The 13285-nt window shown below is 65.3% G+C and carries 13 protein-coding genes and 1 tRNA gene; 11 read left to right on the forward strand and 3 right to left on the reverse strand.

What is annotated here, in order from left to right; genetic code table 11:
* Position 1: 1 nt before the first annotated feature.
* Complete coding sequence (locus tag ACWUI7_RS10520; RefSeq protein WP_496642177.1) at positions 2-232, reverse strand: DUF8527 family protein; 231 nt, start codon at positions 230-232, stop codon at positions 2-4.
* A gap of 362 nt (positions 233-594) precedes the next feature.
* On the opposite strand from ACWUI7_RS10520, the gene ACWUI7_RS10525 reads away from it, so the two are divergent.
* The 4 genes from ACWUI7_RS10525 (at position 595) to glmU (ending at position 5609) form a co-directional block, all read left to right on the forward strand.
* Positions 595-2403 (forward strand): glutamate--tRNA ligase, encoded by a 1809-nt coding sequence (locus ACWUI7_RS10525; protein WP_496642178.1) that lies wholly within the window; start codon positions 595-597, stop codon positions 2401-2403.
* A gap of 174 nt (positions 2404-2577) precedes the next feature.
* On the forward strand, positions 2578-2907 hold the full coding sequence (locus ACWUI7_RS10530) for a 4Fe-4S dicluster domain-containing protein (RefSeq protein ID WP_496642179.1): 330 nt from the start codon (positions 2578-2580) through the stop codon (positions 2905-2907).
* A gap of 96 nt (positions 2908-3003) precedes the next feature.
* Positions 3004-4362: a phosphoglucosamine mutase gene (gene glmM / locus ACWUI7_RS10535; RefSeq protein WP_496642180.1), complete on the forward strand. Its 1359-nt coding sequence runs from the start codon at positions 3004-3006 to the stop codon at positions 4360-4362.
* A gap of 62 nt (positions 4363-4424) precedes the next feature.
* Positions 4425-5609 carry a bifunctional sugar-1-phosphate nucleotidylyltransferase/acetyltransferase gene (gene glmU, locus ACWUI7_RS10540; RefSeq protein ID WP_496642181.1) on the forward strand — a complete coding sequence of 395 codons (1185 nt, stop codon included), beginning with the start codon at positions 4425-4427 and terminating at the stop codon, positions 5607-5609.
* Positions 5610-5639: 30 nt separating this feature from the next.
* Here the strand turns inward: glmU and ACWUI7_RS10545 are convergent.
* Positions 5640-5794: transfer RNA gene (locus ACWUI7_RS10545), tRNA-Met, on the reverse strand.
* 138 nt (positions 5795-5932) lie between these two features.
* On the opposite strand from ACWUI7_RS10545, the gene ACWUI7_RS10550 reads away from it, so the two are divergent.
* On the forward strand, positions 5933-6970 hold the full coding sequence (locus ACWUI7_RS10550; protein WP_496642182.1) for a DUF7115 domain-containing protein: 1038 nt from the start codon (positions 5933-5935) through the stop codon (positions 6968-6970).
* An 84-nt stretch (positions 6971-7054) separates the two neighbouring features.
* Here ACWUI7_RS10550 and ACWUI7_RS10555 read toward each other — a convergent pair whose 3' ends face one another.
* Entirely contained in the window at positions 7055-7435 is a 381-nt protein-coding gene (locus ACWUI7_RS10555; RefSeq protein WP_496642183.1) for a DUF5830 family protein, read from the reverse strand.
* Positions 7436-7519: 84 nt separating this feature from the next.
* On the opposite strand from ACWUI7_RS10555, the gene ACWUI7_RS10560 reads away from it, so the two are divergent.
* The 6 genes from ACWUI7_RS10560 (at position 7520) to trpG (ending at position 13282) form a co-directional block, all read left to right on the forward strand.
* A complete protein-coding gene (locus tag ACWUI7_RS10560) occupies positions 7520-8803 on the forward strand; it encodes a tRNA pseudouridine(54/55) synthase Pus10 (RefSeq protein WP_496642184.1) in 1284 nt (427 codons plus the stop codon).
* A gap of 126 nt (positions 8804-8929) precedes the next feature.
* On the forward strand, positions 8930-9187 hold the full coding sequence (locus tag ACWUI7_RS10565) for a hypothetical protein (RefSeq protein ID WP_496642185.1): 258 nt from the start codon (positions 8930-8932) through the stop codon (positions 9185-9187).
* Positions 9188-9292: 105 nt separating this feature from the next.
* Entirely contained in the window at positions 9293-10339 is a 1047-nt protein-coding gene (gene trpD / locus ACWUI7_RS10570) for an anthranilate phosphoribosyltransferase (protein WP_496642186.1), read from the forward strand.
* Positions 10339-10983 (forward strand): phosphoribosylanthranilate isomerase, encoded by a 645-nt coding sequence (locus ACWUI7_RS10575; protein WP_496642187.1) that lies wholly within the window; start codon positions 10339-10341, stop codon positions 10981-10983. Before trpD ends, ACWUI7_RS10575 begins: the two co-directional genes overlap by 1 nt.
* Positions 10980-12608 (forward strand): anthranilate synthase component I, encoded by a 1629-nt coding sequence (gene trpE / locus ACWUI7_RS10580; RefSeq protein WP_496642188.1) that lies wholly within the window; start codon positions 10980-10982, stop codon positions 12606-12608. The genes ACWUI7_RS10575 and trpE overlap by 4 nt, the downstream gene beginning before the upstream one ends.
* On the forward strand, positions 12605-13282 hold the full coding sequence (gene trpG, locus ACWUI7_RS10585) for an anthranilate synthase component II (RefSeq protein ID WP_496642189.1): 678 nt from the start codon (positions 12605-12607) through the stop codon (positions 13280-13282). The genes trpE and trpG overlap by 4 nt, the downstream gene beginning before the upstream one ends.
* Positions 13283-13285: the final 3 nt, after the last annotated feature.

Consider the following 13285-nt stretch of genomic DNA (forward strand, 5'->3'; position numbering starts at 1 on the left):
GTCAACGCGGCCGCCGCGACGAGTCGGTGAATTCGGCGGCGAGGGTGCCGAGATACCACACGAGCAGGAGCCCGAGAACGAATCCACCCGCACCGGCCGCTCCAAGCTGCAGGAGGGTTGGGTCACCTTGTAGCGTGATGAGCGGCGGCGAGACGGTGACGAGCAGCAGAAAGCCACCTTTCACCTTTCGATTACCAGCGTCGCGCTCTTCACGCGACATCGGCGCTACCATCGTCCGCCTCCATCTTGAGGCGCCGGCTCGCTCCGTGGTGTCGTCATACGCCGACCACGAGCCGGGGGGGTATCAACCTCGTGGACTCCGCCACGCAAATGAATGCTCCCCAGTGAAACGCAGATCTGTCGACAGGTGATCGGCTGTCGCCCACGACGGCCGTGAACGGTCTCGACAATTTATTACCGCCTAGCGCTGGGTCTCATGCGCCCCTACCCGCGTTGCCACCGCGTGTCGCGTTGTTTCGGCACTGGCCCCGTAGCGTCGTCGTGGTGTCTTCGGTGGACAGGCGCCGGTCCGTGGTCGCGGCGTGAGCCGGCCGTTCCGCGGCGTTTTTGACCGAACCCCCACAATCGACCCGTATGGACGATGAACTCCGCGATCGGGTGCGGACGGCCGGCGAACGAGCCGCCCTGTTCAACGCGCTCAAACACGGCAACGACCCCGACGTCGGGGCGATCATGGGCCCGTTGATGGGTGATAACCCGGATTTCCGTCCCCACGGTAACGAAATTCCGGGGATAATCGCGCCCGTCATCTCCAAGATCGCTGCGATGGACGAATCCGAACGGCGCGACCGACTCGCGGAGCTTGCCCCCGATATGCTCGTGGAGCTTGAGGCGGAAGACGCAGCAGACGAGCACGTGCTCCCGGAGTTGCCGAACGCAGAGTCGGGGTCGGTCGTGATGCGTGCCGCGCCCAATCCCAACGGTCCGTGGCACATCGGCCACGCCCGGATGCCGGCGGTGATCGGGACGTACAAACAGCGGTACGACGGGGAGTTCATCTGCCGGTTCGACGACACCGACCCCGAGACGAAACGACCCGACCTCGACGCGTATGACGACATCCTCGAAGACATCGCGTACCTCGGCTTCGAGCCGGACCGCGTGTTGAAAGCCTCTGATCGGCTCGAGACGTACTACGAGCACGCCCGCGAGCTCATCAAGCGGGGCGGTGCGTACACCTGCTCCTGTCCGGCGGAGACGTTCTCCGAGCTAAAAAACAACGGCAAGGCGTGTCCGCACCGCGACAAGGATGCAGCGACCGTTCGCGAGGAGTTCGAGGCGATGGTCGCCGGCGAGTACGCTGCCGGTGAGATGGTGCTCCGCGTGCGCACCGACATCACACACAAGAACCCCGCGATCCGCGACTGGGTTGCCTTCCGGTTGATCGACACGCCGCATCCCCGCGAGGAGGCGGCTGAATACCGCTGTTGGCCGATGCTCGACTTTCAGTCGGGCGTCGACGACCACCTCACGGGGGTCACACACATCATCCGTGGAATCGACCTCCAGGACTCCGCGAAGCGGCAGCAGTTCGTCTACGACGCGTTCGACTGGACGTATCCAGCGGTGCTCCACTGGGGCCACGTCCAGCTCGACGCGTACGACGTGACGCTCTCGACGTCGACAATCAAATCGCTCGTCGAGCGAGGTGAGCTGTCCGGGTGGGACGACCCGCGCGCGCCGACGATCCAGTCGGTGCGTCGGCGCGGTATTCGTGGCGAAGCGCTCGTCGAGTCGATGACGGAGCTGGGCATGTCGACCTCCGACGTCGACCTCGCGATGTCGTCGGTGTACGCCAACAACCGCGACCTCGTCGACGACGAGGCCGAGCGCCGGTTCCTCGTTCGCGACCGTGCGGACGAGCCGGCGGTCAAGTGTTCGATCGTCGACGGCGACGCGCCGGCGCCTGCAGCCGGTCAGCCTCCCGTCCACCCAGACCACCCGGACCGCGGCACTCGAACCGTTCCGGCCGGCCGGGTCTACCTCGAATCGAGTGACCTCCCACCGGTCGGAGGGCGGGTGTGGCTGAAGGGGTACGGCTGTGTCCGTCGGGACGAAGACGAGCTGGTCTTTGTCGACGCAGACATCGAGGTGGTCCGAGAGGGTGACGTGGACGTTGTTCACTGGGTCCCCGTCACAGAGTCACTTGAAACGTGCTTACGCACGCTTGAGGGCGACATCACCGGATACGCCGAGCCAGGTATTGCCGACACGCCAGTCGACACGATCGTGCAGTTCGAGCGAGTCGGGTTTGCCCGACTTGACGCGTTCGGTGGTGGTTCGACCGACGGGAGCGATACAACCGATGGGGCCGATTCGCCCAACGAGACAAACGGAGTGGCGGCCGACGCGGAGCTCGTTGCGTATTTCGCGCACCCTTGATATCCTCCCTGCGGTGACACGAGGCGGTCTCCTCGGTTTACCGTAAGCGGTTGCCCTGTGGTCGGCACGGCGATCTGAGTCGACGTCGAAGCGCCTGTGGTGCGGGCTCACGTGCTCGCTGCCGGCCGCATCTCGTCGGGGTGTTTAACTGCCAACGGACGGAAGCGTCCCTCAATGGGAATCGATCCGAACTTCGAACGGAATCTAGAGCGGACTGATGAGGAACACGGGGTCGACGTGTGGGGGCCCGTTGAGCAGCCCGACGAGCTCGGCATCCGCGGCACCCACGTCGCGGTCGACTTCGACATCTGTCTCGCAGACGGTGCGTGTCTAGAAGACTGTCCGGTCGACGTCTTCGAGTGGGCTGAGACACCCGGCCACCCCGAATCTGACCGGAAGGCCAATCCCGCGGACGAAGACCAGTGCATCGACTGTATGCTGTGTGTCGACGTCTGTCCGGTCGATGCGATAGACGTCGATCCGGGGCGCGAAAATCGCCTCTGAGCGCCGTCTGAGCCGGATACTCGGTCGCTCTCCTGTTTCCTCGGTGGGTTCTCTCCCCGCCGGTGCGTACAAGGGTCCCCGCCGGGACGTATCTGTATGTTCGGAACGAGCGGTATTCGCGGGCGAGTGGGTGAGACCGTCACCGCGGCGACCGCACTCGACGTCGGGCGCGCGGTTGGAACCGAGACGTCACGAGTCGTGGTCGGCCGCGACGCACGAACAACGGGTGAGACGCTTCGAGACGCCCTCATTGCGGGACTGCGTGAAACCGGTGCAGACGTCGTCGACGTGGGGCAAGTCGCAACACCGACCGTCGCCCGCGCGATTGCGGCGCGGTCCGCCGACGCCGGCGTCGTCGTGACGGCATCCCACAACCCGGCACCGGACAACGGCTTCAAACTCTGGACACCCTCCGGACAGGCCTACCCGCCCGCTCATCAGGAGGCGGTCGCCGATCGGATCCGCGATGAGCGCTACGACTTCGCCCCGTGGGATGGCCAGGGCAGCCTCGAACGGTGGTCGGGGGCGGCCGAGCACCACCGGAGCATGGTAGTAGACGCCGGGAAGCGGGCCGCGACGGACGATCTCTCCGAGTCAGATCCGCTTGACGCGTGCTCGATCGTCGTCGACGTTGGCAACGGCACCGGGGGCATCACCGTAGACGCGCTTCGGGATCTCGGCGCACACGTCGAGACGCTCGGCGCGCGGCCAGACGGTCGCTTTCCGGCCCGGCCGAGCGAACCGACCCCCGAGAACTGTGAGACGCTCGCGGCCACCGTCGAGGCGGTCGACGCCGACCTTGGCATCGCCCACGATGGTGACGCCGACCGGATGGTCGCTGTCACCGACGAGGGGGCGTTCGTCCCCGGCGATCAGCTGCTCGCGCTTTTCGGGCGGGCGGTTGCATCGGCGGGTGACCGCGTGGCCGCGCCGGTAAACACGAGTCTCGCCGTTGCTGACGCGCTTGAGACGCACGGTGTCGATCTCGTATACACGCCAGTTGGGGACGTCCACGTGGCCGACCGCACCACAGCGCCGGATGTCGCTGTCGGCGGCGAACCGTCGGGTGCGTGGATATTTCCGACGGAGACGCTGTGCCCGGACGGTCCGCTCGCAGCCGTCAGGCTCGCGCTGTTGGCGTCAACGACACCGCTTTCGGTACGGCTTGCTGATCTCGACCGGTACCCGATACGCCGGTCGACAGTCGAGACGAACCGAAAAGCCGAGACGATGGCCGCTGTTCGGTCACGTATCGCCGACGAGCGCGCTGATATTTCGACGCTTGATGGTGTCCGTGCTGAGACCGATGACGGGTGGTTCCTGCTGCGGGCGTCGGGAACACAGCCGCTGATCCGGATCACGGCTGAAGCACGAGACGAGACGGCAGCAGACCGCCTCCTCGAGCGGGCGGCCGGCCTCGTTGAGCAGGCGCTTTTGACGGCCGACGACGGCTGACTGTGTTTGTGTGATCGGTCCGGGCCCGCAATACCTTTCAACGCACCGAGAGTAATTCGCGCATGCAAACCGTCGTACTCGCGGCCGGTGAGGGGACACGGATGCGGCCGCTGACTGCACACACACCGAAGCCGATGCTCCCGGTAGCCGGGAGGCCCCTCGTCGTTCACTGTCTCGAGGACGCCATCGCCGCGGGCGCAAGCCGGGTGACAGTCGTCGTGGGATACGAAGCCGACACGGTCCGTACCGTGCTTGCAGACCGCGAGTGGCCGGTCCCGGTCGAGACGGTCACACAGCCCACCCAGCGCGGGACCGCCGATGCGGTTCGAGCGGCCCGAGACGTCCTGCGTGACGAGCCGTTCGCGGTGCTAAACGGCGACGTGCTCTACGATCGCGCGTCGCTGGCGTCGCTGTACGACGCCGGTCCTGCAGTAGGGTCGTTCCGGGTGGAGAACCCGTCGGCGTATGGCGTGTTACGCGTCGACGACGACCAGGTTCGCGGCGTTGTAGAAAAGCCGGCAGACCCGCCATCAGACCTGGTGAACGCCGGAGCGTACGTCTTTCCTGCGGAGGCGCGAGACTGGCTCAACGTCGACGAGAGCACTCGTGGAGAAGCCGAGTTGACTGATGTCCTGCAGCGAACATGTGAGACGACGGCGGTGTCTGCGGTGCCCTTCGAGCGCTGGCTCGACGTTGGTCGCCCATGGGAGTTGCTCGCGGCCACCGAGTGGAAGCTTGACTCGCTCGACCGGGAGGTCGCCGGCGACGTCGACGCCGACGCTACGCTCCGCGGTGACGTCCGTGTGGAAGCGGGTGCCGTTGTCGAACCCGGCGTTGTAGTGGAGGGGCCGGCACACATCGGTGCAGACTGCCACATCGGGCCGAATGCGTACATTAGAGGGGCAACATCGCTCGGGCCGGGCGTGCGGGTGGGCCACGGTGTCGAGGTGAAAAACAGCGTGGTGATGGCCGGATCGGCGATCCCGCATCTCACCTACCTCGGTGATAGCGTGCTCGGACGAAACGTTAATTTAGGCGCCGGTACGACCGTCGCGAATCTACGACACGACGGCGAGAGCGTGCAACTGACGGTAAAGGGAGAGTGCGTCGACACCGGCCGGCGGAAATTCGGCGTGGTGTGTGGAGACGATGTGAAAACAGGTGTCAACTGCAGCCTCAACCCCGGCGTGACGCTCGGGACTGGTGTAACTGTCGAACCCGGTGAGACGGTTTATCGGGACCGGTGAAGCGAGTCGCTCACGGCGGTATAAAACGTATGGCCGGGGTGGGCTCCGAACCCACGATCTCCGCATGTCCCAGGTCCGAGGCTCGGCGGAGCCACGGAAGGACGCGGACGCTTCCAAGGCAGCGTACCGCACCGAATCTCTGAACCCTATGAGTGCGGCGCTATGTCCAGCTAAGCCACCCGGCCTCACTTTTCTGTACCGTGATGATACTCTTTAACCTTCCCATCCGATAGGGGCGTGTCACTCAAGCACATGGAGACACGAGAGCGGACCAACGCGGTGCCGACCCGCGGATTTATACGCGGTGCCCGGAACTGTCTCGCATGAGCCTTCCCGACATGCTCTCGGGAGCCCTCGGCGACGAGCAGGTTGCTACGCGGGTCCCGCTCGGGGGAGACGACGTTCTCGTGGTCACTCCCACCCGGACGCTCGTGTATCGCGCTGAGGGGCTACTTTCGGGTGAAACCGTAGAAGAGTATCCTCACGACGCCGAACGGTTGGCGGTCTCGTCGGGCCGCCGCAAAGCGAAGATCACCCTCAGCTACGGGGTTGACGGCGACGAGACGCTTGCAGTTCCGTCAAATCAACTCGACGACGTTATTCACCCGGTGCTCCTCGGCGTGCTCTCGGCACGAGGCGTCACAGCACCCGACGAGTCGATCGTGCGGGCGTTTCGGTTCTCAGAGCTCACGCTGGTCGTCACCGACCAACGGCTGGTGAAACACGTCGGTGCTGCGGTGTGGGACGAGGAGTTCGAGGCGTTTCCGTACGCTGACCTGACTGATCTCTACTTCGAGGAGGGAACGGTCGCAACAACAGTGGTACTGCAACACTCGGGACGCTCCGAGCGGTTCAAGGCCCCGAACGAATCTGCACGATCGGTTCGGGAGACGCTTATCGAGGCTGTGTGCGCGTTCCACGACGTTGAGGGTCTTGAAGCGTTCCGCCGTACGGTTGCCGTCGACACGGAAGACGAAGACACGTCCTCCGACGATGAGACGAGTCCGACCGACTTCGGTGCCGGGCCGGACCCGCTCTCTGCGTCGCCATCAGCCGACGCGGCCGATGCGGCGGCCGCTTCGAAGATACCAGCAGCGGGCCACGATGACTCCTCCAATGACGAATCGGCGAGACAGGTCACGACAAACGACCGTGCGGGGGACGAGAGCGAGGGGAACGCGGCGAATCGATCGGATACCGACGGGTTCGAAGACACGTTTGAGCGCGCAGCCGTAGAGGGGGACTCACTCGCTGAAGCGGTAGCTGACCTCCGTCGGGCCGTCAAAGCGCAGAACGCGGCGATCGAGCGCCAGGCCGATCTGATAGAACAACTGATAGAGGAGCTGCGACAGGGACGGTAGTCGACCCCGATGGGGATCGAACTCAACGGGGGCCGACCGCAGGGGCCTGCACGGTCGAACCGCCGGGCCCAGCGCCGGTCCCGGCTACTCCGTTACGCGGCCGGTTACCTTTCGGACGCATGAGGAGCCGAACGGGCCCAGCTCCCCGCGGTCAAACCGCACGAAGTACCCGGTCGTGATTTCCGTCCCACAGCGCGCACAGGTGAACTTGCCGGTACGACTGCTCACCTGTGACTCGAAGTCAACGACGGTCTCACCACGGGTTACTCGGAGCTGGGCATCTTCGCGAACGATCACGCCGCGTTTTTCGGCTGTGTCGAGCACCTCGCGAACGACGGTCGGGCTCGTGGTCACCGTCTCGATTCGGTCAACCGCCGCCGCGAGCGACAGCTCTTCGACATCGAGATGTGCGAGCAGCTGGACCCCAAGTTCGACGCGCTCTGTTCGACTCGTTGGCCCGTTCACACGCGCCACGAGGACCGCAGTGAGTATAACTTGGCGGGACTGACCAAGGGCAAGACAGTTACGCGCCGGTCGGCTCCCCCACGTATGGACGTATTGGAGGTCGCCGCCCGCGCGACCGAGACGGGACCGGTGTGTGACGCCTGTCTCGGGCGACTTGTCGCCGACCGGAGCTTCGGGCTGTCAAACGCCGACCGTGGATCGGCACTCCGGGTTGGCCTCGCGCTGCGTGAGGATGTCGACTTCGAGCCGGTCGAGACGGCCGACTGCTGGGTGTGTGAGGGACAGTGTGCGGCACACGACGAGTGGGCGACGCGCGCCGCAGCCGCCGTCGACTTGGTTGAGTTCGCCACCTACAACGTCGGGACGCGAACGCCCCCGCTGATCGAAGAGAACGAGACGTTGCTCCGCGAGGAGGCCGGACTCGACGCAGCTGCGGGCGAGCCGTTCAAATCGGCGTTCAATCGAGAGGTCGGCAAGCGGGTCGGCACACACACCGATACGACGGTCTCGTTCGAGCGACCCGACGTTCAGTTCACGATCGATCTCGCAGCCGACGAGCTGGAGACGACGGTCAACTCAACGTTTATTTACGGTCGCTATCGGAAACTCGAGCGCGATATTCCACAGACCGAGTGGCCCTGCCGGGAGTGTGCTGGGTCGGGTCGGCAGGGAGCGGACCCGTGTGATCACTGCGGCGGGTCGGGATATCTCTACGACGACAGCGTCGAGGAGTACGTCGCGCCGATCGTTGAGGACGTCCTCGACGGGACGGCCGCGACCTTTCACGGTGCGGGTCGCGAAGACGTCGATGCGCTGATGCTCGGCACCGGTCGACCGTTCGTGGTCGAGGTGGATGAGCCACGGCGCCGTCGAACCGACCTCGATCGGCTTGAGAGCGATATCAACGCCTTCGTCGACGGCGCGGTCGAAGTTGAGGGACTCAGACACGCGACATACGAGATGGTCGAACGGGTGAAGTCGCTCGACGCAGCCAAGCGATACCGCGCTGCGGTCGACTTCGACGCCCCCGTCGACGAGGGCGATCTGGCGGTCGCCGCCGATCGACTCACGGGGGCGACCGTCGAACAGTACACCCCAAAGCGGGTCGATCACCGCCGAGCGAACCTGACCCGCGAACGCGAGGTGTACGCGGTTGAGACGACCCGTGAGTCTCCAACACAGGCGACTATCGAAGTCCACGGGGCTGGCGGGCTCTACATCAAGGAATTGATCTCCGGCGACGACGGGCGAACCGAGCCGAGTCTCGCGGGTCTCCTTGACGTCGCTGCCACCGTCACAGCGCTTGATGTGCTCGCGGTCGACGGCGAGGATGAGCCGTTCGAACGCGAGGCGTTCTTTCGCGACTGACGGGCCGACAGCGGCTCCAGAGCCGCAGTTGAGTTCGGCTCCACAACAGCTCAGTTGTCCCGACGCCTCGGTCGAACGCCTTATAATTGTGAGTCGTGTACAAGATTCGATGAGTGTGATCCGCTCGTGACGGCCGAGGCCACAGAGAGACACGACCGAGAGGGACCGCCGGTCGCGGCCGTCGTCACGGTAGCGTTCGCGACGATTGTGACGCTCACGCTGTCAGCGTATTTTCTGGCGGTGAATCTGATTGACTGGGCGACGGTGACACACCTGGCATATCCCGCAGACGAGGTTGCCCCGTTCGTGGTGATCACGGGTGCGATACTCACGATCCCGATCATGATTCCTACCGCGCTCGTCACGATGCGGTCGCTCCGCTGACGTCGCCGGCACCAAATATCGCGTTCCTGTCGGCCGTCGCCGACAAGGTTAAATCGGTGTACATACTTGTACATCACAACACGGACTCATACATTCGTATCTTCCATGGACACTCAACAGACCATCGAACGCGTGACAGACGGCGGCGACTTGACGCTCGAGGAGGCTCGCGAGGCGGCCGGGTTAGTCTTCGAGGAAATGACCGAGGCGCAAATCGGGGCGTTGTTGACCGCGCTGCGGGCGAAAGGCGAGACGGTGGCTGAGATAGCCGGCTTCGCCACCGGGATGCGCGATTCGGCACGGACGATCGACCCGGATCGGTCACCGCTCGTCGACACCTGCGGGACCGGCGGAGACGCCTACGATACGATCAACGTCTCGACGACCGCAGCCATCGTCGCTGCGGGGGCTGGCGTCCCGGTCGCTAAACACGGCAACTACTCGGTTTCGTCCTCCTCAGGCAGCGCTGACGTCCTCTCGGTCGCTGGCGTCGACGTCGAGGCCGAACCGGCAGCCGTCGAGTCGGCCATCGAGACTGACGGCATCGGATTCATGCTCGCGCCGGTGTTCCACCCGGCGATGAAGGCCGTCATCGGTCCACGCAAGGAACTCGGCATGCGGACGTTGTTCAACGTACTCGGCCCACTGACGAACCCCGCCGGTGCCGACGCACAGGTCCTTGGGGTGTACGACGCCTCCCTCGTCGCGCCCATCGCACGGGCCGTAGCTCGCATGCCCGTTGAGCACGCGTTGGTCGTCCACGGCGCCGGAATGGACGAGATTGCGATTCACGACGAGACGACGGTTGCCGAGGTCGACGGCGAGACGGTCACCGAGTTCACCCTGTCCCCGGCCGACCTCGGTGTCGACCAAGCGCCGATAGCGGCCGTCGCCGGCGGCACGCCCACGGAGAACGCCACAGACCTTCGTGGGATCGTCGACGGCTCCGTGACCGGCCCAAAACGCGATCTGATCCTCGCGAATGCGGGCGCTGCAATCTACGTCGCCGGGGGGGTAGACTCCCTGTCGGCCGGCGTCGACCGCGCTGCGTCGGCAATCGACGACGGGTCGGCCGCAGCGAAGCTCGAGGCGCTGTGTGCCGAGTCGGCCGAGACGCCGGCGTCGGCTGGGTCAGACGAGGAGGCCCGCTGATGGCTCGCGTGAAGATATGTGGGCTCACTGACGCCGCAGACCTCAGAGCTGCCGTCGAAGCCGGTGCCGACGCGGTTGGCGTGATAACTGAGGTCCCCGTCGATACCCCGCGAGCGGTGGACCCAGCGAAGGCAGCCGAGCTGCTCGCCGACGTGCCGCCGTTCGTCACGGCGACGCTGGTCACGATGCCAGAAACCGCTCCACGCGCGGTCGAACTCGCCCGCACGGTCGGACCAGATGCAGTACAGCTCCACGGCGAGTGGACGCCGGACGAGATCGGGTTCGTGCGCGCCGAGACCGAAGCAAAGGTGTTGCTGACCGTCGACGCCGACGAGCCGGCCCGCGCGGAGTCGTTTGACGGAGTCGCCGACGCCCTCGTCGTCGACTCGACGGACGAATCGGGAGCCGGCGGCACGGGCGAGACACACGACTGGACCGCCACGGGTACGCTGGCGACGAGGCTCACGACGCCGGTCGTACTCGCCGGTGGCCTCACCCCGGAGAACGTCGCGGAGGCAGTACAGACTGCTGAGCCGTTCGCGGTCGATGTCTCCTCAGGTGTCGAATTAACGCCGGGGCACAAAGATCACAACGCCGTTGCTCGCTTCGTCGCAAATGCGGGCCGGGAGGTCGCGATCGTATGACGACGCTCGACTGCTCGCGTGAGGCGTTCTGCACGCACGCCACCGACGCCGATGGCCCCGTGGTTGTTCGTGTTGCGGCCTCACTGGACGCCGATACGACGCCCATTGCGGCGTACGCGACACTCGTCGGAGAGAGCCCGTACGGCTTCCTCTTGGAGTCCGGCGAGAAGGTGGCGTCAAGCGACCCAGGCGGAGCGTTCACCGCGGGCGGAAGTGCCGACAAACACGCCCGGTACTCGTTCGTCGGATACGATCCGGACGCCGTTATCTCCGTCCACCCGACGACGACCCGCCTCACTCGCCTCGGTCCGGCGGCCGACTTTATCGGGAGAGGCGACGACGGCACCGTCGACGCGCTCGGTCCCGAAGCCGGTGACGTCGTCGACAGACTTCGTACCGCCTTTCCGGACGTCGCGCGACGGAACTTCCCCGACACCGACCGTCAGATCCTCTCCGGCGGATTCGTCGGATTCCTGGCGTACGAGGCCGTGTACGACCTCTGGCTCGACGAAGTCGGCATCGAGCGCCCGGAGACGATGTTTCCCGACGCGGAGTTTCTGTTGACGACGCGGACGGTCGTCTTCGACGAGGTAGACGGCACCGTCGAGCTCGTGTTCACTCCCATCGTCGACGACGATCCCGGATCGACCTACGACGCTCTCAAAGCAGAGGCCGACCGCGTCGCCGCCGCATTGGCCGGTGCTGACCCGCCGGACCCGGACGGGATCCGCGTTCGATCCGAGGAAGCGGGTTCGCCGTCGGCGTACGAAGACGCGGTACGAACCGCGAAACAACACGTCCTCGACGGCGACATCTACCAGGGTGTCGTCTCTCGAAGCCGTCGACTTCGGGGTGACGTCGACCCACTCGGACTGTACGCGGCCCTGCGAGACGTCAACCCGTCGCCGTACATGTATGTACTGAGACACGACGACCGGACCGTCGTCGGCGCGAGCCCGGAGACGCTCGTCTCGGTGAAAGACAACCGCGTGGTGTCGAACCCGATCGCGGGCACCTGCCCACGAGGGACGAGTCCGGTCGAGGACCGCCGGCTGGCGGGTGAGATGCTCGCCGACGGCAAGGAACGGGCCGAACACACGATGCTCGTCGACCTCGCGCGAAACGACGTCCGCCGGGTGTCGACGCCTGGGTCGGTACGCGTCGAGGAGTTCATGAACGTATTGAAGTACAGCCACGTCCAGCACATCGAGTCGACGGTGACTGGACGGCTCGCCGCCGAGGCCGACCCATTCGATGCGACCCGCGCCGCGTTCCCTGCTGGCACCCTCACTGGCGCGCCTAAGGTTCGCGCCATGGAGATCATCGACGCGTTAGAACCCACGCCGCGTGAGGCGTATGGCGGCGGCGTGGGATACTTTTCGTGGACCGGCGACGCCGACTTCGCGATCGTGATCCGTACCGCGACGCTGCGATCGGACGTCGGCGAGCGCGGTGAAGACGAGGTGACGATCCGCGCCGGTGCCGGCCTCGTCGCAGACTCTGACCCGACTGCCGAGTACGAGGAGACCGAAGACAAAATGGAGGGCGTGCTCGCGGCCGTCGACCGGATCCGTGAGGAAGCACCGACGGATGCGCCCGCACCGACCGAGGGGGTGGAGCGATGAACGTTGTCGTCGTCGATAACTTTGACTCGTTCACCTACAACCTCGTCGAGTACGTCTCCGAGCAGGCACTCAGTCGGCCGGCGGTTGCGGCCGAAGGCGAATTCACCGCCGAGACCGAACCAGTCGCTGGTGAGGGCGACGAGCCCGCCGCCGACATCACGGTATTCAAAAACACCGCGTCGCTAGCGGCGGTCAAGGACGCCGAGCCGGACGCCATCCTCATCAGTCCCGGACCGGGACACCCGAAGAACGAACGAGACGTCGGCGTCACCGGACCGGTTCTCCGAGATCTCTCGCCGTCAGTTCCGACCCTCGGAGTGTGTTTAGGCCTTGAGGCGGCAGTCCACGAGTATGGCGGCACGGTTGGCCACGCCCCCGAGCCGATCCACGGCAAAGCGTTCCCAGTCGAACACGACGGGGCTGGCGTCTTCGCCGGACTCGACCAGGGGTTCCGAGCGGGTCGGTACCACTCGCTTATCGCCACGGAGGTGCCTGACACGCTCTCCGTCACCGCGACGACGACCCACGGCGACGAGTCGCTCGTGATGGGCGTCCGCCACGAACGTCACCCAATCGAGGCCGTACAATTTCACCCCGAGAGCGTCCTCACAGCTGCGGGCCACGATATTATCGAGAACTTCCTCGCGTCGGTGCAGTCGACTCGTTCGGATTGAACC

The organism is Halorubrum orientale (genome assembly GCF_059623105.1).

Excerpts from the sequence above, each read along its gene's own strand:
- ACWUI7_RS10525 (WP_496642178.1), top strand. The coding sequence starts at position 595 with ATGGACGATGAACTCCGCGATCGGGTGCGGACGGCCGGCGAACGAGCC.
- ACWUI7_RS10560 (WP_496642184.1), top strand. The coding sequence starts at position 7,520 with ATGGACGTATTGGAGGTCGCCGCCCGCGCGACCGAGACGGGACCGGTG.
- glmM (WP_496642180.1), top strand. The coding sequence starts at position 3,004 with ATGTTCGGAACGAGCGGTATTCGCGGGCGAGTGGGTGAGACCGTCACC.
- ACWUI7_RS10550 (WP_496642182.1), top strand. The coding sequence starts at position 5,933 with ATGAGCCTTCCCGACATGCTCTCGGGAGCCCTCGGCGACGAGCAGGTT.
- ACWUI7_RS10520 (WP_496642177.1), bottom strand. The coding sequence starts at position 232 with ATGGTAGCGCCGATGTCGCGTGAAGAGCGCGACGCTGGTAATCGAAAG.
- trpD (WP_496642186.1), top strand. The coding sequence starts at position 9,293 with ATGGACACTCAACAGACCATCGAACGCGTGACAGACGGCGGCGACTTG.
- ACWUI7_RS10530 (WP_496642179.1), top strand. The coding sequence starts at position 2,578 with ATGGGAATCGATCCGAACTTCGAACGGAATCTAGAGCGGACTGATGAG.
- trpG (WP_496642189.1), top strand. The coding sequence starts at position 12,605 with ATGAACGTTGTCGTCGTCGATAACTTTGACTCGTTCACCTACAACCTC.
- trpE (WP_496642188.1), top strand. The coding sequence starts at position 10,980 with ATGACGACGCTCGACTGCTCGCGTGAGGCGTTCTGCACGCACGCCACC.
- glmU (WP_496642181.1), top strand. The coding sequence starts at position 4,425 with ATGCAAACCGTCGTACTCGCGGCCGGTGAGGGGACACGGATGCGGCCG.
- ACWUI7_RS10575 (WP_496642187.1), top strand. The coding sequence starts at position 10,339 with ATGGCTCGCGTGAAGATATGTGGGCTCACTGACGCCGCAGACCTCAGA.